Annotated in this window: 21 protein-coding genes; 8 read left to right on the top strand and 13 right to left on the bottom strand. The window is 57.6% G+C overall.

Annotation, left to right across the window (positions count from 1 at the left end; all coding sequences use genetic code 11):
• Positions 1-26: 26 nt before the first annotated feature.
• Genes MFP24_RS06575 through MFP24_RS06565 form a run of 3 tightly spaced genes read left to right on the top strand, consistent with a single transcriptional unit; the run spans position 27 to position 2,863 of the window.
• Positions 27-1,100: a sn-glycerol-3-phosphate import ATP-binding protein UgpC gene (locus tag MFP24_RS06575; RefSeq protein ID WP_249229770.1), complete on the top strand. Its 1,074-nt coding sequence runs from the start codon at positions 27-29 to the stop codon at positions 1,098-1,100.
• Positions 1,100-1,849 (top strand): glycerophosphodiester phosphodiesterase, encoded by a 750-nt coding sequence (gene ugpQ, locus MFP24_RS06570; protein WP_249229771.1) that lies wholly within the window; start codon positions 1,100-1,102, stop codon positions 1,847-1,849. The genes MFP24_RS06575 and ugpQ overlap by 1 nt, the downstream gene beginning before the upstream one ends.
• A gap of 57 nt (positions 1,850-1,906) precedes the next feature.
• Entirely contained in the window at positions 1,907-2,863 is a 957-nt protein-coding gene (locus MFP24_RS06565; RefSeq protein ID WP_249229772.1) for an AEC family transporter, read from the top strand.
• Positions 2,864-2,891: 28 nt separating this feature from the next.
• Here MFP24_RS06565 and MFP24_RS06560 read toward each other — a convergent pair whose 3' ends face one another.
• On the bottom strand, positions 2,892-3,179 hold the full coding sequence (locus MFP24_RS06560) for a hypothetical protein (protein WP_249229773.1): 288 nt from the start codon (positions 3,177-3,179) through the stop codon (positions 2,892-2,894).
• 215 nt (positions 3,180-3,394) lie between these two features.
• Here MFP24_RS06560 and MFP24_RS06555 point away from each other — a divergent pair, with 215 nt between their 5' ends.
• The gene (locus MFP24_RS06555) at positions 3,395-3,859 is read left to right on the top strand and encodes a tRNA (cytidine(34)-2'-O)-methyltransferase (RefSeq protein ID WP_249229774.1); all 465 of its coding nucleotides are present in this window, start codon (positions 3,395-3,397) and stop codon (positions 3,857-3,859) included.
• Between the two features lie 32 nt (positions 3,860-3,891).
• Here MFP24_RS06555 and cpxA read toward each other — a convergent pair whose 3' ends face one another.
• Complete coding sequence (cpxA, locus tag MFP24_RS06550; RefSeq protein ID WP_136166646.1) at positions 3,892-5,262, bottom strand: envelope stress sensor histidine kinase CpxA; 1,371 nt, start codon at positions 5,260-5,262, stop codon at positions 3,892-3,894.
• A complete protein-coding gene (cpxR, locus tag MFP24_RS06545; RefSeq protein WP_249229775.1) occupies positions 5,259-5,957 on the bottom strand; it encodes an envelope stress response regulator transcription factor CpxR in 699 nt (232 codons plus the stop codon). The genes cpxA and cpxR overlap by 4 nt, the downstream gene beginning before the upstream one ends.
• Before the next feature lie 152 nt (positions 5,958-6,109).
• Here cpxR and cpxP point away from each other — a divergent pair, with 152 nt between their 5' ends.
• Complete coding sequence (cpxP, locus tag MFP24_RS06540) at positions 6,110-6,607, top strand: cell-envelope stress modulator CpxP (protein WP_249229776.1); 498 nt, start codon at positions 6,110-6,112, stop codon at positions 6,605-6,607.
• A 146-nt stretch (positions 6,608-6,753) separates the two neighbouring features.
• Here the strand turns inward: cpxP and MFP24_RS06535 are convergent, their stop codons facing one another.
• On the bottom strand, positions 6,754-7,254 hold the full coding sequence (locus tag MFP24_RS06535; RefSeq protein WP_249229777.1) for a DUF4760 domain-containing protein: 501 nt from the start codon (positions 7,252-7,254) through the stop codon (positions 6,754-6,756).
• 408 nt (positions 7,255-7,662) lie between these two features.
• Positions 7,663-9,198, bottom strand: coding sequence for a flavocytochrome c (locus tag MFP24_RS06530; RefSeq protein WP_249229778.1), 1,536 nt, complete (start codon positions 9,196-9,198; stop codon positions 7,663-7,665).
• Between the two features lie 331 nt (positions 9,199-9,529).
• On the opposite strand from MFP24_RS06530, the gene yhjD reads away from it, so the two are divergent.
• Positions 9,530-10,534, top strand: coding sequence for an inner membrane protein YhjD (gene yhjD, locus MFP24_RS06525; RefSeq protein ID WP_249229779.1), 1,005 nt, complete (start codon positions 9,530-9,532; stop codon positions 10,532-10,534).
• 193 nt (positions 10,535-10,727) lie between these two features.
• Complete coding sequence (gene kdgK / locus MFP24_RS06520; RefSeq protein ID WP_249229780.1) at positions 10,728-11,660, top strand: 2-dehydro-3-deoxygluconokinase; 933 nt, start codon at positions 10,728-10,730, stop codon at positions 11,658-11,660.
• A 38-nt stretch (positions 11,661-11,698) separates the two neighbouring features.
• On the opposite strand, the gene MFP24_RS06515 is transcribed toward kdgK, so the two are convergent.
• A complete protein-coding gene (locus tag MFP24_RS06515; protein ID WP_249229781.1) occupies positions 11,699-13,186 on the bottom strand; it encodes a M16 family metallopeptidase in 1,488 nt (495 codons plus the stop codon).
• Positions 13,187-13,665: 479 nt separating this feature from the next.
• On the opposite strand from MFP24_RS06515, the gene acrD reads away from it, so the two are divergent.
• Positions 13,666-16,779: a multidrug efflux RND transporter permease AcrD gene (gene acrD, locus MFP24_RS06510; RefSeq protein ID WP_249229782.1), complete on the top strand. Its 3,114-nt coding sequence runs from the start codon at positions 13,666-13,668 to the stop codon at positions 16,777-16,779.
• Positions 16,780-16,874: 95 nt separating this feature from the next.
• On the opposite strand, the gene MFP24_RS06505 is transcribed toward acrD, so the two are convergent.
• From MFP24_RS06505 to MFP24_RS06475, 7 genes are all read right to left on the bottom strand, one after another.
• A complete protein-coding gene (locus MFP24_RS06505; protein ID WP_249229783.1) occupies positions 16,875-18,173 on the bottom strand; it encodes a dicarboxylate/amino acid:cation symporter in 1,299 nt (432 codons plus the stop codon).
• Between the two features lie 213 nt (positions 18,174-18,386).
• The gene (locus tag MFP24_RS06500; protein WP_249229784.1) at positions 18,387-19,553 is read right to left on the bottom strand and encodes an adenylate/guanylate cyclase domain-containing protein; all 1,167 of its coding nucleotides are present in this window, start codon (positions 19,551-19,553) and stop codon (positions 18,387-18,389) included.
• A 462-nt stretch (positions 19,554-20,015) separates the two neighbouring features.
• Entirely contained in the window at positions 20,016-20,957 is a 942-nt protein-coding gene (locus tag MFP24_RS06495; RefSeq protein WP_249229785.1) for an ABC transporter ATP-binding protein, read from the bottom strand.
• A complete protein-coding gene (locus MFP24_RS06490; protein WP_249229786.1) occupies positions 20,950-21,936 on the bottom strand; it encodes an ABC transporter ATP-binding protein in 987 nt (328 codons plus the stop codon). Before MFP24_RS06490 ends, MFP24_RS06495 begins: the two co-directional genes overlap by 8 nt.
• Positions 21,936-22,826 (bottom strand): D,D-dipeptide ABC transporter permease, encoded by an 891-nt coding sequence (ddpC, locus tag MFP24_RS06485; protein ID WP_249229787.1) that lies wholly within the window; start codon positions 22,824-22,826, stop codon positions 21,936-21,938. Before ddpC ends, MFP24_RS06490 begins: the two co-directional genes overlap by 1 nt.
• Entirely contained in the window at positions 22,823-23,845 is a 1,023-nt protein-coding gene (locus MFP24_RS06480) for an ABC transporter permease (protein ID WP_249229788.1), read from the bottom strand. The genes ddpC and MFP24_RS06480 overlap by 4 nt, the downstream gene beginning before the upstream one ends.
• A 67-nt stretch (positions 23,846-23,912) precedes the next feature.
• Positions 23,913-25,475 (bottom strand): ABC transporter substrate-binding protein, encoded by a 1,563-nt coding sequence (locus MFP24_RS06475; protein WP_407061984.1) that lies wholly within the window; start codon positions 25,473-25,475, stop codon positions 23,913-23,915.
• Positions 25,476-25,478 lie beyond the last annotated feature (3 nt).

The raw sequence follows: 25,478 nt of genomic DNA, 5'->3' as shown, positions 1-25,478 counted from the left end.
GTTGCAAAACCCATAGGACGTTTTTTATGGCATGTTTAAAACTTCAGGCCGTCAGTAAATCCTACGACGGCAAAACCCAGGTGATCCGCCCCATCGATCTCGACGTCGCCGACGGCGAGTTTGTGGTGATGGTCGGACCGTCCGGCTGCGGCAAATCCACCCTGCTGCGCATGGTCGCCGGCCTGGAACGGACCACCGGCGGCGATATTTATATCGATAACCAGCGGGTCACCGATCTGGAGCCCAAAGATCGCGGCATTGCGATGGTATTCCAGAACTACGCGCTTTATCCCCATATGAGCGTGTATGACAATATGGCCTACGGGCTGAAAATCCGCGGTTTCGGCAAGGCACAGATTCGTCAGCAGGTGGAAGAAGCGGCGCGGATTCTGGAGCTGCTGCCGCTATTGCAGCGCAAACCGCGGGAGCTGTCCGGCGGGCAGCGTCAGCGGGTGGCGATGGGGCGGGCCATCGTGCGCGAGCCCGCGGTCTTTCTCTTTGATGAGCCGCTGTCCAACCTGGACGCCAAGCTGCGGGTGCAGATGCGGCTGGAGTTGCAGCAGTTGCATCGCCGCCTGAACACCACCAGTCTTTACGTCACCCACGATCAGGTAGAGGCGATGACGCTGGCGCAGCGCGTCATCGTGATGAATAAAGGCGTGGCCGAGCAGATTGGCGCGCCGGCGGCGATTTATCGTCGCCCGGCATCGCTGTTCGTCGCCGGTTTTATCGGCTCGCCCGCCATGAATCTGTGGTCGGGCAGGATAAGCGACGACGGCACGCGGTTTGAGCTGAGCGACGGCGTGGCCCTGCCGCTACCGGCGGCAAAACCGCAATGGCGCGGACGCGAGTTGACGCTGGGGGTAAGACCGGAGCATATTCAACCGGCAACGCGCGAAACCGGCGGCGTTCCGCTGCAAATATCGACGCTGGAACTGCTGGGCGCGGATAATCTGGCGCACGGTCAATGGGGGACGCAAAAGGTGATCGTTCGCCTCTCCTACGAGCATTGCCCGGCGGCGGGCTCAACGCTCTGGCTGCATCTGCCGGAGTCATCATGGCATTGGTTTGATTCGCAAAGCGGATTACGGATGGAATAATGGTAAATACCTGGCCTTATCCGGCGATTGTCGCCCACCGCGGCGGCGGATCGCTGGCGCCGGAAAACACGCTGGCGGCGATCGACGCGGGTGCCGATCTCGGGCACAAAATGATTGAATTTGACGCCAAGCTGTCGCAGGACTATCAAATCTTTTTGCTGCATGACGACCGCCTTGAGCGCACCAGCAACGGCTGGGGCATCGCCGGCGATCTGACCTGGGACAAGCTGGTCGGCCTGGATGTGGGAAGCTGGTTCGGCAACCGGTTTGCCGGCGAACGGCTGCCGCTATTATCGGAAGTCGCCAAACGCTGTAAGCAGTATGGCATGGCGGCCAATATCGAGATCAAGCCGACCACCGGCCACGAGCAGGAAACCGGGCGTCTTATCGCCCTCGCCGCGCGCCAGCTGTGGGCCGACCATCCGTTTGCGCCGCTGCTCTCCTCATTCTCGGTTCAGGCTTTGGAAGCGGCGCAACAGGCGGCGCCCGAACTGCCGCGCGGCCTGCTGCTGGATGTATGGGACGAAGACTGGCAACCCCTGACGCGGCGTTTGGCATGCCGGTCGATCCATCTTAACCATCGGTTGCTGACGGCGGAACGGGTGAGGTTATTGCAGGCCGCCGGACTGCGAATTTTAGCGTATACCGTAAACGATCCGGCGCGAGCGCAAACTTTGCTTGATTGGGGCGTTGACTGTATCTGTACCGACCGGATAGATTTAATCGGCTCAGATTTTGCTGCCGGCTGAAATCTGTCCGCGTTCATTCTTTCAGCAATTGGTGCCGGTTACTAAGGAAGTGGCTCAATGCCCGCATTTATCAGTTCCCTCTGGCACCAGATTTCTCTCTCTTTACCGCTGTTCGTTCTGATCGCACTGGGCTACGGCCTGATCCGCTATGCGAAATGGCCGACCACCATTACCGACGGCATGAGCCACTTTGTCTTCTCGGTGGCGATGCCGGCCATGCTATTCCGCCTGATGAGTGATTTTTCCAAACGTCCCGCGGTCGATGCCCGGCTGCTGATCGCTTTTTTCGGCAGTTGTCTGATCGTCTTTATACTGGGCCGCATTGTGGCGCGCCGGGTTTTTCATCTGGACGGCGTTTCCGGATCCATTTTTTCGCTGAGCGGCATCTTTTCCAACAACGTTATGCTCGGGCTGCCGATCGCCACGCTGATGCTGGGCGAAGAGGCGATCCCCTCCGTGGCGCTGGTGGTGGTGTTTAACGGTCTGATCCTCTGGACGCTGGTGACGATATCGGTGGAGTGGGCGCGCAACGGGGCGCTTTCGCTGCAGGGGTTTACCAAAACCGCGCTGGGGGTGCTGAAAAACCCGTTGATTATCGGCATTATTTCCGGGACGGCGTTCAGCCTGACCGGTCTGTCCCTGCCGTTTTACGTCGACCAGCCGCTGAACATGCTGGGGCAGATTGCGATGCCGCTATCGCTGGTTGCCCTGGGGATGGGGCTGGCGGAATACCAGATCCGCGAGGGCTGGCAGATCAGCGGCGCCATTTGCGCCATCAAGCTGCTGGTGCAGCCGCTGGTGATTTGGGGCATCGCGCTGGCGCTCGGCCTGCCGGAAATGGAGACGCGGGCGGTGGTATTGCTGGGCTCGATGTCGGTGGGGGTGAACGTGTATCTGATGTCGCGCCAGTTCAACGTGCTGGGCGCTCCGGTGGCGTCAAGCCTGCTGATGTCGACGGCGCTGGCGGCATTGACCACCCCGCTGATCCTGACCCTGATGGGCGTGCGATTATAGCGGTGCGTGCGGGACGTTAGCGCGTCTGTTACTGCGGCAGCATCTTTTGCTGAGCGCTTCGTTGCTGCTCCTGCTGTAACTGCTGTCTTTGCTGTTGCTGTAGCTGGCTATTGCGCTGCTGTAATTGCTGATTCAGCTGTTGTTTCTGCAATTGTTGATTCTGCTGCATACGCTGTTGCAACTGCTTCTGGCTATTGATGCCGTTTTCATACTGCTGCTGTTTCACCGATGGCGCCTTCACGGCGTCGGCCAGCGTGAACAGCGGCAAAGATAATAAGGCAAGCGATAATGCCGTCAGTTTGATTGCGCGTTTCATTCGGTCCTCCAGGGCGCGGAATGCGCCAAACCGTCTATCTATTCGGAATCGCCTGCATTCAGGCGAATGCCATCGACTCCGTTAAGATCAGTGTAATCGCTGTCAGCGGAAACGTCGCGCAAAGTTATCCGTATTCCGTCTCCGTCAGGCTTTGGGTCGCCCACCGGGAATGTTATATACTGCGACGGAATTTTTCCTGGCATTGAAGTTATCCCATGTTTCATATTGCGCTCTACGAGCCACAAATCGCGCCGAATACCGGCAATATCATCCGTCTGGCCGCCAATAACGGCTGCGCGCTGCACCTGATTGAACCGCTGGGCTTTGATTTTGCCGAGAAGAAGCTGCGCCGGGCGGGGCTGGATTATCACGATTTGGCCAACGTCTGCCGCCATAAAAATTATCAGGATTTTCTGGCGGCGGTCGCCGGACGGCGCATTTTCGCCTGCACCACCAAAGGCAGCCGACCTTACGACCGGCCGGCCTATCAGCCGGGCGACGTGCTGCTGTTCGGCTCGGAAACCGCCGGTCTGCCGGATGATATCCGCAACGGCTTTGCCGCGGACTTCCGTATCCGCATCCCCATGCAGCCGGAGAGCCGCAGCCTCAACCTGTCGAACGCGGTCGCCATCATCAGCTATGAAGCCTGGCGGCAGAACGGCTTCGGCGGGCGCGCCTAGCGGCTTGGGACGTATTCCTATTACCCTGCATGCTAGCGCTGGTCCAGCGGCAGCCAGATAACCAGCCGCAGGCCGCCCAGCGGGCTATCTTCCGCTTTCACCCAGCCCTTATGCTGCGAGATCGCCGTTTCCACGATGGCCAGACCTAACCCGGTACCGCCCGACTCCCGATCGCGGGCTTCATCGGTGCGATAAAACGGACGGAAGATCTGCTCGCGATCTTCCGGGCTGACGCCGGGGCCGTCATCGTCCACTTTGATGGTAATGCCCTGATTATCAACGGAGAAAGCGACTTCAATATGATGATGGGAATAACGCAGCGCATTGCGGACAATATTTTCCAGCGCGCTGTCGAGCGCGGCGGGATTGCCATACAGCGTCCACGGCCCCGGCGGATAGGGCACCTCCAGCGTTTTCCCCATTTGTTCCGCTTCAAAACGGGCGTCATCCAGCACATCGCCCCACAGTTCGTCGGCGCGGATAAATTCGCGGGTGAGCTCGTTCTTATGCTGATTGCGCGACAGCACCAGCAGGTCATTAATCATGCCGTCCAGCCGCTGGGTCTCGGTTTCGATGCGGGCGAGCTCATGGCCTTCCCCCTGACGCCTGCGCAGCAATGCGGTGGCAAGCTGCAGACGGGTAAGCGGAGTGCGCAGTTCGTGTGAAATATCCGACAGCAGGCGTTGCTGGGCGGTGACCATGCGATCCAGCGCGCTGACCATCTGGTTAAAACTGACCCCCGTCGCCAGAAACTCCTGCGGTCCGGCCTCCAGCTCAGGGTGTTGACGCAGGCTGCCCCGCGCGACTTCGTCCGCCGCGTATTTCAGTTTACGCGCCGGCTTGGCCAGGCTCCAGGCAAGCCATAACAACAAGGGCGAGCTGATCAGCATGGTGAAGATCAACAGCAGCAACGGCCGGTCGAACAACAGGTTGATAAAATCCGACTGTAAACTGCTCGCCGGGCGGATCAGGTAAAGCTGGTAGTTATCCTCGCCGTCGCGGATGGAAAACGGCCCCAGCAGCTCCACGCGGCCATATTTCTTTTTTTGCGGATGATCGGCGTTGTCGGACAGGCCGATAAAATTGCGCACAATCTGCGTTTCGCTTTTCTGCGCGCCAAGCACCCGCCCTTCACTGGTCACCAATAACAGCCGCTGCCCCGGCGGCGCCCATTTCTCAATCACCCAGAATAACCTCACCCACCAGCGCAAATCGTTGGCCGGGGTGTTGGCCAGATCGGCCTCGATATGCTGCTCCAGCATAATGCCTTGCCGCTGCTCGCTTTCCAGCAACGCGGTGAGCTGGCGGGAATCGAGCTTCGGCACCATCAGCACCAGCATCAGCACCAGCGCCAGCGTCAGCCAGAAAATCGCGAAAATGCGCGCGGTCAGGCTGTTAATCATGCAGCAGACACCATCAGGTAACCTCGTCCGCGTAATGTCTTAAACCACGGCAACCCATCTTTGCGCTGCGGTAATTTGCGCCGCAGATTGGAGATATGCATATCAATGGCGCGGTCAAACGGCGTAAGCCGCTTGCCCAGCACCTCCTGACTCAGGTGCTCGCGCGAGACAACCTGGCCCAGCCGCTGCGCCAGCAGATACAGCAGCGTGAATTCGGTGCCGGTCAGATCCAGCACGGTTTCATCGAAGCTGGCTTCCTGCCGGCCCGGATTGAGCCGCAGACCGTCAACCTCCAGCGTGGGAGCGCTGGATTCGCCGGACTGTTGCTGATCCGTCCAGTTGGAGCGCCGCAAAATGGCGCGGATACGGGCCACCAGTTCGCGGTCGTTAAAGGGTTTAGGCAGATAATCGTCCGCGCCTAACTCCAGACCCAGTACCCGGTCCAGCTCGCTGCCGCGGGCGGTTAACATGATCACCGGCGTCTGATGCTGCTGGCGTAACTCTTTTAAGGTATCGATACCGTTTTTCTTCGGCATCATCACATCCAGCAATAGCAGATCGACCGTACTATCCAATACGTTTAACGCCTGCTCGCCGTCATAGGCGACAACGACGTTAAAACCTTCCATTTCGAGCAATTCTTTTAATAAAGAGGTTAGCTCTCTATCGTCATCAACCAACAGGATCTTATTCATGTTTTATCTACCTCCAGAGGCAAAATACGTCATAGATTAGCGCTATTCCATGACTTTACGTAGTTTTACATCCTCTGACGCATGTTTGCAGCAAGACGATTAGACTGATGCTCATTGATTCACAGAACAGCACGCCGACCGGGGAATTATTGATGCATCAAGTCACAACGTTATCTCTTGCCTCACTGCTGATGCTGAGCTCTTTCACTGCATTTGCAGCGGGTATCGAGGGGGCGTCTGTGAATGGCTGTCAGGATGACTCGGCCATCAAACGAATTCCCGGTCAGCAAGGGATGTTTGACGGCGTGAAGTTAAGCGTTCAGCAACGCCAGCAGATGCGCGATTTGATGCATCAGGGCCGTCAGGACGCTCCGGCGTTTAATACCGAAGATATTGAAACCATGCATAAGCTGGTTATCGCCAACCGATTTGATGAAGCCGCGGTTCGCGCTCAGATAACCAGGATGACCCAGGTACAGATTGAGCGTCAGATTCAGATGACCCGGGTGCGCAACCAGATGTATAACCTTCTGACCAGCGAGCAGAAAGAGATTTTAGACCAGAAACACCGGCAGCGCATGAAAGAGATGCAGCAGCAGATATCCCTGTTTAACCAGGCGCCAAGTCAATCACCGGGCGTGAACGAGTAGTAACCCCTAGCAGTGAGTGAGTAGTGTAGTTCGAGTAATAGATACCATTTTCCTTGCCATAGACACCATCCCTGTCTTTTGCCCTCCATGACGGAGGGCTTTTTTTTTGGGGTGATTACCGAATCATCGATGTAAAAAAGAGGCCGCTAGTTCTTCTCGAGTGGTTTTGCTTTCCACCGTTTAACAAGCCATTCAAATTCTTGATAGGTAGTTTCTGAGTTAATTTTTTCGCGTATAGCTTTTATTAAGGGCTCTGCAATGTCATAGGTTTCAATGACTGTCGAAAAAGATGTACGCTTTATCATCTTTTCATCGTAGATGCCCTCCCTAATGCTGACGGCTACCCTTTCGTAAAAATTCAGGATGTACTGAAATTTACGTCGTTCGTCCATATCTTCTTCAGTAATCTGCTTATCATCAGAGGGAAAAACATAAGCCCGAAAAGATTTATTAGACCGATGAGCTTGTTTCAACACATGAAGTGACTCGGTGTATTTTACATCCTGGCGACTTTCAAAAAGAAAGTTTGCCGTCTGTGTTTTTTTCGCAGTACGCACGTTATAGATGATCGCGAAAATGGCGACCAGCACACCAAAAAACACCAGTAAATTGCTAATTATCTGAAGGATTGCTGCGTCAAAAGTCATTATTCATCATCCATGAATTGTTCATCATCCATAAAAAAGGCGGGGTTATCATGCCCCGCCTCACAGAGGTTAACTTCGGCTTAGAAACCATCAAATTCATCAAACATCTTACTCACTTGTGTTACCTCCTCTTATAAAAGCAAGCCCAATAAGACGAGCTTAGCTTCAAAAATCATCATTTGAATAACTTTCAAATGGCTTTTAAACAGCTTTTGAAAGCCTTTAAATGAATACGCCAACGTTACCTTACTGGTAATTTTGAGTCAAATTCTACAGTGTCTTTGCATGCGCAAGACCCACACAAATTTGCACAATTTTTCCACATTAATAAATTCCATCCCGCCTCCAGTCCCGGCGCGGATTCGCAATAGCCGACATCGCCGTTTGGCGGCCGCGAGCCTTTCACGCTCAGGCGGTAAGCGCGGCGTTTTTCCCGGCGATGCGGCCGAAGACAATGCAGTCCGTCATGGCGACGCTGCCGAGCCTGACCGCGCCATGCACGCCGCCGACGGTTTCACCGGCGGCATACAGGCCGGGGATAGGCTTGAGATCGAAGCCGATTACCTGGGCATCCTTGTTGATCGCCAGCCCGCCCATGGTGTGGTGCACCCGCGGCCACAGGCGCGCGGCGTAAAACGGCGGCGTGACGTTAGGCGCGGCATCCTTGAAGATCATACAGCCAAGGTCCGGATCCTGTTCATTACGCTGCTCGATAAACGAATTCCAGCGTTTCACCTGTTCGGTAAATGCCGCCACCGGCATCTGATAGGCCTGCGCCAGCTCTTCAAGGGTGTTGAACATTTTTAACGATCCGTTTTTCAACGCGCCCTCCCGCTGTCCCGGATCGACCATGTTCATGGTATTGGTTTTATCGGCGATAATCACCGCCGGATGACCCAGCAGGATAATCGCATCGGCGCGTTCCTTACGGTTGCCCGTCTCTTTGAAGAAGCGTTTTCCGCTGGCGGGATCAACCATCAGCCCGTAGCCGACGATACGCTCCACAAACTGCGGGACATAGCCGAACCCCTGTTCGTCTGGGCTGGTCCAGGGCCCCAGTTGGATCCAGTCCATCTGCGTATCCAGCGCGCCCACCATGCAGGCCGCCATAATCGCCTCGCCGGTGGCCCCCGGATGATTGGTGGAGGTGAACTCCTCGGTCAGTCTGGGATCATACATCTGGCGTAACGCCACCCCTTGAGAAAACCCGCCGGATGCCAGCACCACGCCCTTGACGGCGCGGATATAGGCGATATCGCCGGAGTCCTCGTCTGGAAATTTGTAGCGCCGTTTGACTTCGGCCCCGATAACCCTGCCGTCCGGATCGACGATCAGGCGCAGCAGTTTGGTGCGCTGTTCAATCACCGCGCCCAGCTCTTTGGCCTTCTGCTGCTGTTTCATAATCAGGCCCGAGCCGGAACGCTGCGCCAGCTGGTGCGCGCGCTTCACCGAATGGCCGCCGTGGTAGTTGACGACGTTAAACTCCGCGCCGATACTCTGCGCCCATTCGAGGGCTTCCACCGAATGTTCAGCCACGGTTTTGGCCAGTTCAGGATAGTTAAGCCAGCTGCCCGCTTTCATCATGTCCTGATACATCAGCTCCGGCGAATCCTGAATGCCTGCTTCTTTTTGCATTTTGGATCCCGCCGCGGCCAGATCCCCGCCGTTAAGCACGGAATTCCCCCCCAGCAGGGGCATCTTGTCAATAATCAGTACGCTCGCCTTGGCGTTACGCGCTTCAATCGCGGCGGCCAGCCCGGCGAACCCGGTGCCGACAATCAGCACGTCCACCGTGGTGTCCCACTTCTGCGGTATCGGCACCGGGCCGGGCACCGCCTGCGCCGGTCGGGATAACGCCATGCCCCCCAGCGCGCCGATAACGGCGCCGGTCGATTTCAGAAAATGACGGCGGCTCTGCGGATCGGATATTGGTTTTTTGCTCATTGAATTATCTCCATGTTCAAAAACGGTAAATCACGATAAAAAAATACGCTGGATAATTCGTCGGATGACCTGGATAAAACCACTGCGTTTCATCACTACTGGCATTGGAATATTTCATAGGAGCGTGATGAAATCCGCACCGGCAGGTGAATTATTGAACGGCTAAGCACCTGCCGACATTTCAACACAAAATATAGGGATTTAAACGTGAGTCCACTCTCACTGCGGCGATTGACCCAGCGAAACGGCGGTAATTCGGCGATTGCCGTAACATTCTCATATTGTTGGTTATAATCAATCTCACAGCAACCCTGACCGCAGGAGAAGATCAATGCCAGTACCGGCAGACCCGGAACATCATTCTCATCCGGCACCGACGGAAGATAAACCGGCACCGCCACGCACCCTTGTGACCCGGACTCAACGGTGGGTGCAACGTATTCAGGCCATTCCCAGCGTGGCGCACGTGATCCGTGCGGGCGAACGCTTTAACGACCGGATGGGCAATCAGTTCGGCGCGGCGATCACCTATTTTTCTTTTCTGTCGCTGATACCGATACTCATGGTCTCCTTTGCCGCGGTGGGTTTTGTGCTGGCCTCCAACCCGGACCTGCTGACCGAGTTGATTAACCGCATCGTCAACAGCATCAGCGATCCCAATCTGGCGAATACGCTGAAAAATACGGTGAATACCGCCATTCAGCAACGCACCACCGTCGGGATCACCGGGCTGCTTATCGCCCTTTATTCCGGCATCAGCTGGATGGGAAATTTACGCGAGGCCATCCGCGCGCAGTCGCGCGACGTCTGGGAGCGCAACCCGCAGGATGAGGAGAAGATTTACTTTCAATATACGCGGGACTTTCTGTCTCTCACCGGGCTGATGGTGGCGCTGGTCGTGACGCTGTTCCTGACATCCGTCGCCGGAACGGCGCAGGATATTATCGTCAATGCGCTGGGTTTGGGGGGCATTGAATGGCTGCGCCCCGCGCTGACCCTGATCGCCCTGTCGATCTCCATTTTCGCCAACTACCTGTTGTTTTTATGGATCTTCTTTGTGTTGCCGCGGCATAAGCCCAAACGTAAGGCGCTGTTCCGCGGCACCTTGATCGCCGCCATCGGTTTCGAAGCCATTAAATTCGCCATGACCGTCGCGCTGCCTAAACTGGCGAGCTCCCCTTCCGGAGCCGCTTTCGGTTCCGTTATCGGCCTGATGGCATTTTTCTATCTGTTCGCCCGGCTGACGCTATTCTGCGCCGCCTGGATCGCCACCGCGAATTATAAAGGCGATACCTCGACGGACCGTAATCAACGGCAGGACAAGGCGCCGAAATAGCGCGCCGGCGATAGGCGTCCGGCAGATTTCATTGCCTGGGAAAAGGGATCGGAAAGCGCTGGTTTTCCGATCCCTGTCATGAAAAAATAAAACAGCATTTCAAGACTATTGACTCAGCGTCTCGTTATGTTGAGACTGACGGTAATTGCCGCATTTTACCGACGTCTTCTTTATTTCAAACAGGCCAGCAGTGATGACAACCAATAACATTGCCGTAATCGGCGAATGCATGATCGAACTGTCGCAAAAAGGTACGGAGCTTAACCGCGGCTTTGGCGGCGATACGCTGAATACCGCCGTGTATATTGCGCGTCAGGTCAGGCCCGAGGCATTGGGCGTGCACTACGTTACCGCGCTCGGCACCGACAGCTTCAGTGAAGAGATGATTGCCGCATGGCAAAAAGAGGGGGTAAACACCGATCTTACCCAGCGGATGGAAAACAAACTGCCCGGTTTATATTTTATCGAAACCGACGGCGGCGGCGAGCGCAGGTTCTACTACTGGCGCAACGATGCCGCCGCCCGTTACTGGCTGGATAGCGCCGACGCCGAAAAAATCTGCCGGCGTCTGGCGCGGTTTGAGTATCTCTATCTGAGCGGCATCAGCCTGGCGATCCTCAATAACGCAAGCCGTCAGCGTCTTTTCTCCTTATTGCGCGCCTGCCGCGCCAACGGCGGTAAGGTTATTTTCGACAACAACTATCGTCCGCGCCTGTGGCAAAGCCGGGAAGAGGCGCAGCAAGCCTATACCGACCAGTTGTCCTGCACCGATATCGCCTTCCTGACGCTGGATGATGAAGATATGCTGTGGGGAACCCAGCCCGTCGGCGCCGTGCTTGAACGCACGCACGGTTTAGGCGTAACGGAAATCGTGATCAAGCGCGGCGCCGACGCCTGCCTCGTTTCGCAACGGGGCCAGGAATTGATCGACGTTCCCGCCGTAAAGCTGCCGAAAGAGAAAGTGGTCGATACCACCGCCGCGGGCGACTCTTTCAGCGCCGGGTATCTGGCGGTGCGTCTGAACGGCGGCGGCGCGCGGGAAGCCGCGCTGCGCGGCCACCTGACCGCCAGCACGGTTATCCAGCATCGCGGGGCGATTATCCCGCCGGAGGCGATGCCGGCCTGAGGCGCCGGCAGGCCGTTTACGCGCCCTGCCGTCTGAGATTATTGCGCGGCGGGCGCCGCCGCTTCATTCTGCGGTTTAGGTTCCTCTTCCGGCGCGGCGGCATCCGGCGTCATTATCCGGCTATAGGCCGCCTGAAGCTCCTTCATATTCACTTCCGGCTCACCCAGCTGTTGTATCAGCATCAGCGTGGCTTCCTGTGAAAGCTGCTGCTGCAACGCCTGATTCAGCGTATCCAGCGTCAACGAAGAGAGATAAGCCTGCCGCAGTTTCTGATACTGCTCCGGCGCGATATCCACCACGCCATTGCGCTGCGAGCGCAAACGCTGATCCATCAGCACATCGGTGCCGGTGCGGGCATAGGTGGCGAACAGTTTGCCCAGTTCGTCCGTTTTACGCGTTATCAGAGCGTCAAACTCCTGCTGCGTCAGCCCGTTATCCCGCAGCGCCGCCAATGTCTGAGCCATAAAGGTCATGCCCGGCATCACGCTGTCGCTATCGGGAACGTCCATATGAATGGCGCACTGCGCGCGGATATAAAGCACGTTACAGTCGAAACGCAGGTTGTTCTCTTTCTGCTGACTTTTTTGCAACGCCTGCTGCACATGCCAGAACAGGGCTTCCCGCGCCAGATCGCTGCGCCAGTATCGGGCCAACGCCTCGGAGTCGCGAATCGGGTGCCACGGCGTATCCCAGACCAATGACAAGGTATCCTGCTGAACGTTGTTATTGATCAGGCTGATAGCCTGAGGCGGCAACGGGCTTAGCGTCGGCACCGGCGCGGGGGTTTCGCGTTTACCCTGCAGAGATGAGAAAGCTTTACCGATTTGATCGACAATGCCGCGCTGATCGACATGGCCGACGATATACAGCGTCATGGCGTCCGGCGTATACCAGGTTTTATAAAATTGCTCCAGCTGCTCAAGGTTTAGCGGCGTTTTCACCGCCTGTCCGGGATCGTGAGCCAATAGCGAAGAACCCTTCAATCGATAACGCCAGGCGGGATCCTGCGGATTAATCGGGAATTGCGCCACCGGATCGGGCAGGTTTAATGCCGCATGGATATGCTGATCGCTGATAGCCAGCCGTCCGGCGGTTTCCGACAGCCAGTTTAAGGCTTCCTTCAGCAGTTCCGGCCGGTTATTCGGCAGGCTCAGGTTGTAAAAAGTGAAATCATATGAGGTGACGGCCGGCGGCAGAGAACGCGTAGCCTTGTCTTGCTGTTGCCATAGGGAAGGCAACTGCGCGGCCGAAAAATTATCGCCTGGCGTTAACGCCAGGCGGGGAAGAAAATGCGCAAACCCGATTTGCTGGGCGTTTTCCACCAGCGAGCCGGTATTTACCAACAGGCGTAACTCGACCCTGTCGCCCGGACGCTGCGGCGTAGTCAGTAACTGCCAGGTAAAACCATTATCAAGTTTACCCTGCAGCCAGGCAGGATCGGGTTGTAGTGTTTCAGCCTGCACGTTGCCGCCGATCACGGCCAGCAAAACTCCACCAACTAAAAGACCTATTTTGGTGCCCTGCATGTGAACCCCTACTTAATAACTATGCAAAACATAACGTGATTGTCGTTGATCATCATAGTGGCCTTGCGTTTGCCACCAAACACTCTCATGGATGCATAACGGAAAATGAAAGAGGCGAAGTGTACCATTCCCTTGGACCACGCGCTTTTATCTATGTCACTGCACTGGGCGAAATAATATTCAGAAAGGAGAAGCATTGAACTTCAACAGATTGGCGTCAGGCGCGGTGTCTTAGCGGATAAAGGCGCGCGTCCGCAGGCGGCCCCGCCTGAAGCGGCGCCATGCCTAATGCGGCCGATAAATTGCGGACGGCATACACAGACCGACATTTTACGACGATAATTTACACTTTCTCCTTAATTTTTCCACGATTCTCCGAACGTTAGCGGATAAAGTGATTTACAACTGACGCGTTTTGCGCCAGTGATTGTTGTTGCCCGTTCACCGCCTGTACAACACTGCCGAGGAGTTGCATTTCGATGGCGAATTTTTTTATCGATCGCCCCATCTTTGCCTGGGTATTGGCAATTATACTCAGCTTGTGCGGTACGCTGGCGATCGTTTCACTGCCCGTCGAGCAATACCCCGACCTCGCGCCGCCCAGCGTGCGCATTAGCGCCAACTATCCCGGCGCTTCCGCCCAAACCATTGAGAATACCGTTACGCAGATTATCGAGCAGAGCATGACCGGGCTGGATAATTTGATGTATATGGCTTCCGACAGCAGTAATACCGGACAGGCAAGGATAACGCTCACCTTTGAAGCGGGAACCAATCCGAACGAAGCCCGCCAGCAGGTGCAGAATCAGCTGCAATCCGCCCAGCGAAAACTGCCGCAGGCGGTGCAGCAACAGGGGGTGACGGTCAGTAAAACCGGCGAAAGCAATATCCTGATGATCGCCTTTGTTTCCACCGACGGCAGCATGGAAAGGCAGGATATTTCGGACTATGTCGCCAGCAATATTCAGGAGCCGCTCAGCCGCATCAACGGCGTCGGCGAAGTGGACGCCTATGGCTCGCAGTATGCGATGCGCATCTGGCTCGACCCCTTGAAGCTGGCCGATTACTCGCTTACCACCGAGGATGTGGTGGCGGCCATCGCGTCGCAGAATAGTCAGGTTTCCGTCGGTCAGGTGGGCGGCACGCCGTCGGTGGATAATCAGACATTGAACGCCGCCATCAATGCCCAGTCACTGTTGCAGACCCCGCAGCAATTCCGCGATATCACCCTGCGCGTCAACCGCGACGGTTCCGCGGTAACGCTGGGCGACGTCGCCGACGTCGAGCTTGGCGCGGAAAGGTATGACATCCTCAGCCGCTATAACGGCCAGGCGGCGTCCGGCCTGGGGATAAAACTGGCCGCCGGCGCCAACGAACTGGAGACGGACAAACTGGTGCGCGCCCGTATCGCGGAGCTGTCGCCCTACTTTCCCCGCGGCCTGGAAGCCAAAATCGCCTTTGAAACCTCGCCTTTCGTCAAGGCTTCCATCATCGACGTGGTGAAAACCCTGTTTGAAGCGATACTGCTGGTTTTCCTGGTGATGTATCTGTTTTTACAGAACTTCCGCGCCACCCTGATCCCCACCATCGCCGTGCCGGTGGTGCTGCTGGGCACCTTTGCGGTGCTTTACGCCTGCGGATTCAGCCTCAATACCCTGACCATGTTCGCGATGGTGCTGGCCATCGGGCTGCTGGTGGACGACGCCATTGTGGTGGTGGAAAACGTCGAGCGCGTTATGAGCGAGGAAGGGCTTTCCCCGCGGGAAGCGACGCGCAAGTCGATGGGGCAGGTTCAGGGCGCGCTGGTGGGGATCGCGCTGGTTCTGTCGGCGGTTTTCGTGCCGATGGCCTTTTTCGGCGGGACGACCGGGGCGATCTACCGCCAGTTTTCCATTACCATCGTTTCATCGATGATCCTGTCGGTGCTGGTAGCGATGATCCTCACCCCGGCGCTGTGCGCCACCCTGCTCAAGCCCCTGGCCAAAGGCCAGCATCACGGCCGCAAAGGCTTTTTCGGCTGGTTTAACCGCGTTTTCAACCGCGGTACGCTGCGCTATGAACGGGGCGTGGCGAAAATCCTGCGCCGCAGCGCCCGCTGGATGCTGCTTTATCTTGGCGTTATCGGCATTATGGCGTTGCTGTTTATCCGGCTGCCGACGTCATTTCTGCCGCAGGAAGATCGGGGCGTCTTTATGACGCAGGTGCAGCTGCCGCCCGGTTCGACGCAGCAGCAGACGTTAAAAGTGGTGCAAAAGATCGAGCAGTATTACCTCAGCGAAGAAAAAGAGAATGTCACATCGGTATTCGCCACCGTCGGCGCCGGCCCCGGCGGCAACGGACAGAACGTCGCCCGCCTGTTCGTGCGCCTGAAAGACTGGGACGAGCGCACCAGGGCGCAAGACACCTCTTTTGCCATTATCGAGCGCGCCACCAGGGCCTTCCGCGACATCAAAGAGGCCCGGGTTATCGCCAACAGCCCGCCGGTGATAACCGGCCTGGGCAACGCGGCCGGCTTTACCATGCAATTGCAGGATCACGGCGGGCTGGGCCACGATAAACTGATGCAGGCGCGCGACCAGCTGTTGGCCATGGCCGACGGTGACCCGCGCCTGACCCGGGTGCGGCATAACGGTCTGGATGATAACGCGCAGCTGAAAATTGATACCGACCAGCGCAAGGCGCAGGCGCTGGGCGTGTCGGTCGACAATATCAACAACGTGCTGCAAACCGGCTGGGGCTCCACCTACGTCAATGATTTCATCGATCGCGGACGGGTGAAAAAAGTCTATGTTCAGGCCGCCGCCAAATATCGCATGCAGCCGGACGATATCGGCAAATGGTATGTGCGCAACGGCGATGGCGGAATGGTGCCTTTCAGCGCTTTCGCGCAAACCTCATGGGAGAGCGATTCGCCGCGCCTGGAACGTTATAACGGCTACTCCTCGCTGGAAATCGTCGGCGAGGCCGCGCCGGGCGTCAGCACCGGAACCGCCATGGATATCATGGAAGCGCTGGTGGAAAAATTACCGCCGGGCCTCGGCCTGGAGTGGTCGGGCATGTCCTATCAGGAAAGGCTGACCGGCGCGCAGACGCCGGCGCTGTACGCCATTTCGCTGCTGGTGGTGTTCCTGTGTCTGGCGGCGCTGTATGAAAGCTGGACCGTGCCTTTTTCCGTGATGCTGGTGGTGCCGCTCGGCGTGCTGGGCGCGCTGCTCGCCACCCTGGGCCGGGGATTGGAGAACGACGTCTATTTCCAGGTGGGGCTGTTGACCGTTATCGGCCTGGCGGCGAAGAACGCCATCCTGATCGTCGAGTTCGCCAATGAGATGAACCAGCGCGGGCGGGATCTGGTCGAGGCGACGCTGGAAGCGTCGCGCCAGCGGCTGCGGCCGATACTGATGACCTCGCTGGCGTTTATTTTCGGCGTGCTGCCGATGGCAACCAGCAACGGCGCGGGCTCCGCCAGCCAGCATGCGGTAGGCACCGGCGTTATCGGCGGCATGCTATCCGCGACCATCCTGGCCGTCTTTTTTATACCGCTGTTCTATGTGGTGGTGCGCAGACGTTTTCCGCTGCAGGAGAAGAGGAAATAAGGCATTCGGCGAGGCGGAAACCGCAGAGTCGCACCCGGCAAACCTTCCCCACCGCGCCAGCGTGCGGTGGGGAAAGGTCAAGGGAAAAGCGAGGATTATGACAGCGTGGTCGGCTGCGTGGTTTTACCGCCTTTATCATCATCCTTGCCGGAAAGTACCGCATCCATCTGCTTCGAATCCAGCTCATGGCAATACTTCGCGACGACGATGGTGGCCACGCCATTGCCAATCAGGTTGGTCAGCGCGCGGGCTTCCGACATAAAGCGGTCAATGCCCAGAATCAACGCCAGCCCCGCCACCGGCAGATGGCCTACCGCCGAGAGCGTGGCGGCCAGCACGATAAATCCGCTGCCGGTAACGCCCGCCGCCCCTTTGGAAGAGAGCAGCAAAACCACCAGCAGGGTAATCTGGTGCCAGACATCCATATGGCTGTTGGTCGCCTGCGCAATAAACACCGCCGCCATGGTCAGGTAGATGGACGTACCGTCAAGATTGAACGAGTAGCCCGTCGGGATCACCAGACCGACCACCGACTTCTTACACCCGACTTTCTCCATCTTCTCCAGCATGCGCGGCAGCACCGATTCGGAAGAGGAGGTCCCCAGCACGATCAACAGCTCTTCTTTGATATAGCGGATGAACTTGAGGATGCTGAAGCCGGTGGCTTTGGCGATACTGCCCAGCACCAGGAATACGAACAGCAGACAGGTTATATAGAAGCAGGCGATCAGCTGGCCCAACTGCACCAACGTCCCTAGCCCATATTTGCCGATGGTGAACGCCATGGCGCCGAACGCGCCTAAAGGAGCCAGACGCATGATCATATTGATAATGCCGAAAATCACCCTGGAGAAACTTTCGATCACGTCAAAGATCATTTTGCCTTTTTCGCCCAGACGATGCAGCGCAAAGCCAAACATCACCGCAAACAGCAGCACCTGGAGAATATTGCCGCTGGCGAAGGCGCCTACCGCGCTTGAAGGGATCACATCCAGCAGGAACGGGATCAGCCCCTGCTGCGATGCCTGCTGGGTATAAACGGCGACGGCGGAGGCATCCAGAGAGGCGGGATCGATATTCATGCCGGCGCCTGGTTTTACCACGTTGACCACTATCAGGCCGATGATCAGGGCAATCGTACTGACAACTTCAAAATACAGCAGGGCGGCCGCGCCGGTTTTACCCACTGACTTCATGCTTTCCATGCCGGCAATACCGGTCACCACGGTACAAAAGATGACCGGGGCGATGATCATTTTAATTAATTTTACAAATCCATCGCCCAGCGGCTTCATCTGCTCGCCGATTTCCGGATAGAAATGGCCCAACAGTATCCCTACCGTAATGGCAGTAAGCACCTGAAAATAAAGACTTTTAAAAATAGATGTTTTCATACGCACGTCCTATGGTGGGGAAACACAGGTGGACGATAAAGTAAGTATAATAAACACCACCTGTGGTTGCGCCGGAAAATAACACCGCAGTAATAGTCTGGATATGTTTTATAACTTTAGTTTGTGAACAGCAGGTTAAAAATAAGAGCGGAATCGCTTCAGTAGCAGTAATCATTAAACAATGACGCAATTTATTTGTAACATGATACGGAATTATTGCTGAAAAACGTGAATGCCATTGTTCCCTTTATGGCGGGCCAACTGCATGGCCAGACGCGCCTGCGCAAGCAGCAGCGCCGCGCTCCCGGCCTCTTTACCGGACGACGGGTCAACGTGGCGAAGACCAACGCCGGAGAAATACGGGGATGATTGACCGCCGGCCGGCGTAAACGGCGCATTGATTTGCAGCGTGACGTTCCGCGCCCAGGCTTGCGCCTGTTCCGCACTCGCCAGCGGCCTTCCCAGCACCGCGAACTCATCCTTGTCCAGACGGGCCAATAAAATACGCCGTCCTTCCTGCTGCTGATTGACCGCCGCTTTTAGCTGATTAACCAAAGTATGGTAAACCTCAACGCCGCTGCCTTCGCCATCGGCCGATAGCGGTTCAAGGCCGATAACCATAAGGCTGAACGGCGCGCTTTCCGCCAGCCACTGCTCCAGATGGAGAACAAAGGCCGCTTTATCGGCGAGCTCATACTGGGCGGCAAAAAGCGACTGTTCCAGCAGTTGCTGATTGCGATTATAGCAGCGCACCAGCGCGCCGATCTCGTCATCCTGATGCCAGGCCGGCAGCGTCAGCTGATGGTGGGCGATCCGCTGCGCCGGCAGATTCTTTAATTCGGTAATAATCGCCCGCAGTGGATACACCATCAGCCGATTCATACACCAGGTAATGGCGACGGACAAAATCAGCGCCAACAGCAGATAGGTTGCCAGCATGATCGAAAACGTACTGACAATAAACTGGAACATGCGATAAGAGTCGGCCTGCAGCACCAGATGCGCCAACGGCGTCGAATACTGCGTCTGCGGCGGGGAATACAGCGGCACCGAGATACGTATCGGCAGTTTAAAAAAGCGGGCGATCCACTGCGGCACCGGACGTTCCGTCGGGAAATTGGCATGCAGCGTCTGGAAGTCGTCAGGCAGCAGCACATCCGCCCGGCTTAAAAAACCGACGGGCAACAAATTATTCAGAATATCCTCAGCCCGCTGCACTTCACCCTGCAGCACCGCTTCCGTCAACGGCTGGCGTACCGAGTAAGCGATGACCTCCAGCTGCCTGGCATAATCATCACGCCGTTGATTCACGAAGTGAAAAAGCTGTATCACTATAAACAGACTGATGGTAACCAGCGCCACAACGGACACGGCTGTCATCTGCTTAATAGTTAATGAACGTCTGAGCCGCAAGCACCTTCTCCGTCAATCCCGTATTGCCGCCGTAGTTAGCTGGAAAAAAACCAAACCAGCTTAATTATGGGCCTAAAATGCTTAACTATTCCCCTGTAAGCACGCCTGATAAAACCCCCGCTAGTATAAGACAGCGGACCTTGGCCTCAATGCTGTTTTCTTCGGCTATGCCCAGGATTTCATCTTAATCCTAACCCCCGCCAGCGCCGAGCCCCCCGGCGGCGGGAAAACGGCCTCAGCATAGGAGATATCTCCCGCACAAGCCAGAAAATGGAACTTAAGTTGGTATTTAGCGCGAAAAGCGAGGAAATATTATGACGGCGTGGATTCGGCGGCCGGAAAGAGCCCGCGGATAACGCGTTGATAGCGTAAGGTTCCCGCGCCAACGGGAACCTTGCATTGCGGCGTGATTTTCCGGGTCGTCGCCCGTCAGGCGGCGCGCCAGCAGCGAACGGCCACATTTTGTGCCGTGGTTGACATCGGCTGCCGCCGCTCGCAGCCTTCAGCGGCCAGCGGACAGCGCTCGCGGAAAAAACAGCCCTGCGGCAACACGCGGTTGCCCGGCAGCTCGCCTTTACGATCCTCTATCTCCCCGTCCAGCGAACGATCCACGCGCGGCACCGAATCCAGCAGCAGGCGGGTATAAGGATGTCGCGGCGCGGTCAGCACCTGCTGGGCGTCGCCCAGCTCGACGATTTGCCCGAGATACATCACCGCGACGCGGTCGCTCATATGGCGCACCACCGACACATTATGTGAAATCAGCACGTAGGTCAGTTCGCGCTGCCGTTGCAGTTTCACCAGCAAATTGAGGATTTGCGCCTGCACGGAAATATCCAGCGCCGACGTCGGTTCATCAAGCACGATGATATCGGGTTGGGAAGAGAGCGCGCGGGCAATCGAGATACGCTGGCGCTGGCCCCCGGAAAAGGCGTGGGGCAGCCGGTCCAGATATTCCGGGCGAATACCGACCAGCTCCGCCAGCTCCACCGCCAGCGCGCGGCGCTCACGTTCGCCGCTGTGCCGCTGCAGCCAGACCGGCTCGGTGATAATACGCCACACCGGTAAACGCGGATCCAGCGATGAGAGCGGATCCTGAAATACCATTTGCATACCGCTGCCGAGCCACGAGGTCGGGCTGCGGGCGCGAAAGCACTTTCCCGCGGCGGGTTGCAGCATGCCTATCAATAACTGGGCCAGGGTGCTTTTACCGCAGCCGGACTCGCCCACAATCCCCAGGGTTTCCCCGCGGACAATTTGCAAATCCAGGCCATTTAACGCATGGACCCGTTCGGTGACTTTTCCACGCCAGTTTTTCCGCGCGGGAAAATTGACGTGCACATCCTGTAGTTCAAGCAAGATATCAGACATGTTCCACCTCCCGTTGCGGATGCCAGCAGGCGGCGCGTTGTTCGCCGGCGCCGCAGGATATTAACGCCGGCCGTTGCCCGCAGCGCGCATCGGCGGCAAAGCAGCGATCGCGGAAGGCGCAGCCCACCGGCAGCGACGCCAGGTTGGGTACGGTGCCCGGAATCGCGGGCAGCGGCGCGCGGGGTTGCGCTTCTTCCGGCGCGCAGCGCAACAAGCCGATGGAATAGGGATGGACGGGACGGGCGATCACGTCCCGCGTCGCGCCGCTCTCAATCACCGCGCCGGCGTACATCACGTACAGACGATCGCAAAGCTGGGACACCACCGCCATATCGTGGCTGATAAACAGCACCGAGGTCCCGCTGGCGCGCGCCTTGCGCTGCAGCAGGCGCAACACCTGCCGCTGCACGGTCACATCCAGCGCCGTCGTCGGCTCATCGGCGATAATCAGCTGCGGATCGCAGGAGAAAGCCAGCGCGATGATCACCCGCTGGCGCATGCCGCCCGACAGCTCAAAGGGATAGCGCTCCATCACCCGCGCGGCGTCGGAAATCTGCATTTCTTTCAGCAGCCCGATGGCTTTCTGGATCGCCGCCTGGCGGGAGAGCGGCTGATGCTGGCGGATCACATCGGTCATCTGCCGGCCGATACGCCGCGTGGGATTGAGCGCCGTCATCGGCTCCTGAAAGATCATCGCCACTTTCGCCCCGCGCAGTCGCCGCATCTGTTTCTCGCTGGCATTCAGCACGTCCACTCCGAGAACGCTAAGGCTGCCGCCGTTAACGCGATAGCTGCCGGGGGTCAGCAGGCGCATGGCCAGCATGGCGGTAACCGACTTGCCCGAACCGGACTCGCCGACCACGCCGACAATCTCGCCGCGCTTCACCTGCAGCGAGACCTGATTGAGCGCGCTGACTTCGCCGTTATACACCGGGAAGCTCAGCTGTAAATTATCTATATTCAGAACGTCGTCGTGCATCAGTTGCGTCCTCCGCTTTTCGGATCGAGCAGGTCGCGCAGGCCGTCGCCGAACAGGTTGAATCCGACGGCGGTAAGCAGAATCGCCACGCCGGGGAAGGTGCAATACCACCACTGGTCGAGCACATAGTTACGGCCGTTGGCGACCATCGCCCCCCACTCCGCCGTCGGCTGCTGCGCGCCGAGGCCGATAAACCCCAGCGTGGCGGCCATCAGGATGGCGGTGCCGATATCCAGCGACGCCTGCACAATCAGCGGCGGCAGCGCATTGCGCAGCACGTGCCAGCTAATCAGATGCCAGCGCGTGGCGCCAAAAATTCTAGCCGCCTGTACGTAGGCCAACTGACGCACCACCAGCGTCTGCCCGCGCGCCAGACGGACATAAAAGGGAACGCGCACGACGGCGATGGCCAGCATGGCATTAAACAGACTCGGCCCCAGCGCGGCCGCCAGCGCCATGGTCAACACCAGCGAGGGGATCGACAGCATGATGTCCATAATGCGCATAATCAACGCGTCGACCCAGCCGCCGACGACGCCGGAAAAACAGCCCAGCAGCGAGCCGATAATGCCGGAGAACAGCACCACCGCCAGACCGGCGGCCACCGACTGCTGGCTGCCGATTAGCACGCGGCTAAACAGATCGCGCCCCACTTCGTCCGTGCCGAACCAGTGCTGCGCCGAGGGCGGCTGCAAACGGGCCGCCAGATCGATGGCGTTGGGATCCTGCGGCGTCAGCCAGGGCGAAAAGATCATCAACAGCAGCACGATCAGCATAATGACGCCGCCCGCCAGCGTCAGCGGGCTGCTTTTCAGCATCCAGAAGCGCTTGCCCCAGCGTTGTCGCCGCGCGCTTTTGGGCGCCGCCGCCTGGTTGCTTAACATCGTCATTCCGCCTCCCCACGCCCAATGCGGGGGTCGATCCATAAATAGAGCAGATCCACCACCAGATTGACCACCACGTACGCCAGTGAAACCACCACCGCGAAGCCCATCACCGCCGGGAAATCCAGCGCCTGAATCGACGAGACCACATAAGCGCCCATGCCGGGCCAGGAAAATACGGTTTCCGTCAGCACCGCGCCGTACAGCAGATCGCCCAAGGCCAGCCCCAGAACGGTAACCGACGGGATCAGCGCATTGGGCAGCGCATAGCAGAGGATGACGCGCCAGGCCGGTAAACCGCTGGCGCGCGCGGTGCGAATATAATCTTCGCTGAGCTGCTCAAGCATGGCGGAGCGGATTTGGCGCGCCACAATGCCCAGGTGCACAAAGGCCAGCGTCAGCGCGGGCAAAATCAGATGTTGCAGGCTGTTCCAGAACGCCTCCCCATTGCCTTCCAGCAGCGAGTCGATGGTATAAAACCCGGTTACCCGCAGCGGCGGATCGATCCAGTCATCGAGACGACCGCCGCCGGGCAGCACATTAAGGTAGCCGTAAAACAGCACAATCACCCCCAACCCCAGCCAGAACGCGGGGGTGGAGATACCGGTGATCGCCAGTAAGCGCACCAAATGGTCGAGCCAGCGATCGCGATACACCGCCGACAGCACGCCGAGGGGCACGCCCAGCATCAGCGCCAGCAGCAGGGCGCAAAAGGCCAGTTCCAGCGTGGCGGGAAAAAATGTGCGCAAATCCTCCAGCACCGGACGCCCGGTGCGAATGGACGTCCCCAGATCGCCATGCAGCAACTCGCCGACATAGCGGGAAAACTGGACATACAGCGGTTGATCCAGCCCCAACCGTTGGCGAATATGCTGAACAATGTCGTCGCTGGCGCGATCCCCGGCCAGCAAGCGCGCCGGATCGCCGGGGATCAGGTGGGAAATGATAAAGGTGATGACGCAAACCCCCGCCACCACGAGTATCAGTCCCCAGCAGCGCTGCCGTAAAATACTCCACAAGGTCATGTTAAAGCCCCCAGTCAAGGAATAAACAGAGCCGGCGGCGGCCCTTAAAAACGTCTTGCTTATTTTCTTATTTACTCATGGTCGCCACGTTAAACACCTGCTCCAGCATCGGATTGAAAACAAAGCCTTTTACTTCCTTGTTGAGGGCGACCTGGTAGTTTTTCTGGAACAGGTAGACATAGGCGGCCTCATCGATAACGATCTTCTGCGCCGCCTGATAATTTTTGCTGCGTTCGGCCTGATCGGACGTCGCCACGGCTTTCTTCAGCAGGTCGTCGACGGTTTTGTTGTCATAGAAAGCGCGGTTTCCCGGCAGGCCTTTCTTATCCGACTCGAACCAGTAGTTCATAAACATATAGGGATCGGCAAAGTCGGGGCTCCAGTTGCCGATGGCGATGTCGTAATCCCCTTTGCCGACGCGATCGCGCATGGTGGCGTTAGCCAGTTTCTCCAGCCTGACGTTGATGCCCAGATTTTTGAGACTGGCCTGAGTGGAGATGGCGATAGGCTCCCAGTTGGCATCGTTGTCGGAATAGAGAAACGTCAGGCTGGATGGCTTATCGGCCACCTTGTCGTAGGCGGCTTGCGCCTTTTGCGCATCGAAGCCGTACTGCATGGCTTGCGCATCGTAGCCCCACAGCCCTTCCGGGATCGGGCCGCGCATCTGCCTGGCGTTGCCGCCGAGCAGGCCGTTCACCATGCCCGGGTAATCGGTCGACCAGGAGATGGCGCGCCGCAGATCCGCCTGATTTAACGGCGCCCTGCCGTTATTGAGATAGAGATAGGTTACACGCAGCGACGGATATTCATTGGTCGCCACTTTTCCCTCTTTTTTCAGCGCCGCCAGCTGATCGATCGGCAGCGACTCCGCAATATCGATGTCGCCGCGGGAAAGCTGCAGGCGACGCGTCGCGCTCTCGCCGATGATCTTCACCGAAACGCGTTTAAAGGCGGGTTTGCCGCCGTTATAGTGCGGATTGGGAACCAGCACCAGCTGCTGCCCTTTCTGCCAGCGCTGTAACATATAAGGACCGGAGCCCGCGGTGTTCTCCGCCAGCCAGCCTTTGGCGTCATCGGCGCCGCGATCTTTTATCACCGCCGGGTTGACGATCGCCGCACCCGCATTGGCCAGCGTATAGAGAAAGGGGGCAAACGGCGTACCGAGCGTGAAACGCACGGTATAGGGGTCGACCACCTCGACCTTTAAATCCTTCGGATAGGCTTCCGACGGCCCTTGCCCAATCCTCAGCAAACGCTCGAACGAAAACTTGACCGCCTCGGCGGTGACCGGCGCGCCATCGGAAAATTTGGCATCGTTTTTCAATTGAAAGGTCCAGACTTTGCCATCGGCGGAAGCCTGCCAGCCGGCGGCCAAATCCCCCTCCACCTCCGTGGAGCCTTTGCCATTTTCCGTTTTATACTGCACCAGGCGCTGATAGGCGGGGTAAGTGACCGTCCAGTCATTATTATCGATGGTGACCGCCGGATCGAGCGTCTGCGGATCGGCGGCCTTGCCGATCACCAACATATCTTTCGGCACCGCCGCCAGTACGGGCGTAACGCTTATGGCGATAACCGCGGCGATCAGCGCCGGTCGAAACAACGAAACTGCTGTGCTAGTCATCTTCATGGC

The organism is Brenneria tiliae, assembly GCF_023347575.1.
Taxonomy (GTDB): Bacteria; Pseudomonadota; Gammaproteobacteria; order Enterobacterales; family Enterobacteriaceae; genus Brenneria; species Brenneria corticis.
The sequence above is the reverse complement of the archived record's forward strand: the minus strand, read 5'-3'. Positions and strand labels throughout refer to the sequence as shown.

What these genes read in the sequence shown, in the direction of transcription:
- MFP24_RS06575 (WP_249229770.1), top strand. Translation starts at nt 27, where the DNA reads ATGGCATGTTTAAAACTTCAGGCCGTCAGTAAATCCTACGACGGCAAA.
- MFP24_RS06515 (WP_249229781.1), bottom strand. Translation starts at nt 13,186, where the DNA reads ATGCAGGGCACCAAAATAGGTCTTTTAGTTGGTGGAGTTTTGCTGGCC.
- MFP24_RS06535 (WP_249229777.1), bottom strand. Translation starts at nt 7,254, where the DNA reads ATGACTTTTGACGCAGCAATCCTTCAGATAATTAGCAATTTACTGGTG.
- MFP24_RS06500 (WP_249229784.1), bottom strand. Translation starts at nt 19,553, where the DNA reads ATGACAGCCGTGTCCGTTGTGGCGCTGGTTACCATCAGTCTGTTTATA.
- cpxA (WP_136166646.1), bottom strand. Translation starts at nt 5,262, where the DNA reads ATGATTAACAGCCTGACCGCGCGCATTTTCGCGATTTTCTGGCTGACG.
- MFP24_RS06480 (WP_249229788.1), bottom strand. Translation starts at nt 23,845, where the DNA reads ATGACCTTGTGGAGTATTTTACGGCAGCGCTGCTGGGGACTGATACTC.
- acrD (WP_249229782.1), top strand. Translation starts at nt 13,666, where the DNA reads ATGGCGAATTTTTTTATCGATCGCCCCATCTTTGCCTGGGTATTGGCA.
- yhjD (WP_249229779.1), top strand. Translation starts at nt 9,530, where the DNA reads ATGCCAGTACCGGCAGACCCGGAACATCATTCTCATCCGGCACCGACG.
- MFP24_RS06505 (WP_249229783.1), bottom strand. Translation starts at nt 18,173, where the DNA reads ATGAAAACATCTATTTTTAAAAGTCTTTATTTTCAGGTGCTTACTGCC.
- kdgK (WP_249229780.1), top strand. Translation starts at nt 10,728, where the DNA reads ATGACAACCAATAACATTGCCGTAATCGGCGAATGCATGATCGAACTG.
- ugpQ (WP_249229771.1), top strand. Translation starts at nt 1,100, where the DNA reads ATGGTAAATACCTGGCCTTATCCGGCGATTGTCGCCCACCGCGGCGGC.
- MFP24_RS06495 (WP_249229785.1), bottom strand. Translation starts at nt 20,957, where the DNA reads ATGTCTGATATCTTGCTTGAACTACAGGATGTGCACGTCAATTTTCCC.
- MFP24_RS06565 (WP_249229772.1), top strand. Translation starts at nt 1,907, where the DNA reads ATGCCCGCATTTATCAGTTCCCTCTGGCACCAGATTTCTCTCTCTTTA.
- MFP24_RS06560 (WP_249229773.1), bottom strand. Translation starts at nt 3,179, where the DNA reads ATGAAACGCGCAATCAAACTGACGGCATTATCGCTTGCCTTATTATCT.
- ddpC (WP_249229787.1), bottom strand. Translation starts at nt 22,826, where the DNA reads ATGACGATGTTAAGCAACCAGGCGGCGGCGCCCAAAAGCGCGCGGCGA.
- cpxP (WP_249229776.1), top strand. Translation starts at nt 6,110, where the DNA reads ATGCATCAAGTCACAACGTTATCTCTTGCCTCACTGCTGATGCTGAGC.
- MFP24_RS06475 (WP_407061984.1), bottom strand. Translation starts at nt 25,475, where the DNA reads ATGAAGATGACTAGCACAGCAGTTTCGTTGTTTCGACCGGCGCTGATC.
- MFP24_RS06555 (WP_249229774.1), top strand. Translation starts at nt 3,395, where the DNA reads ATGTTTCATATTGCGCTCTACGAGCCACAAATCGCGCCGAATACCGGC.
- cpxR (WP_249229775.1), bottom strand. Translation starts at nt 5,957, where the DNA reads ATGAATAAGATCCTGTTGGTTGATGACGATAGAGAGCTAACCTCTTTA.
- MFP24_RS06530 (WP_249229778.1), bottom strand. Translation starts at nt 9,198, where the DNA reads ATGAGCAAAAAACCAATATCCGATCCGCAGAGCCGCCGTCATTTTCTG.
- MFP24_RS06490 (WP_249229786.1), bottom strand. Translation starts at nt 21,936, where the DNA reads ATGCACGACGACGTTCTGAATATAGATAATTTACAGCTGAGCTTCCCG.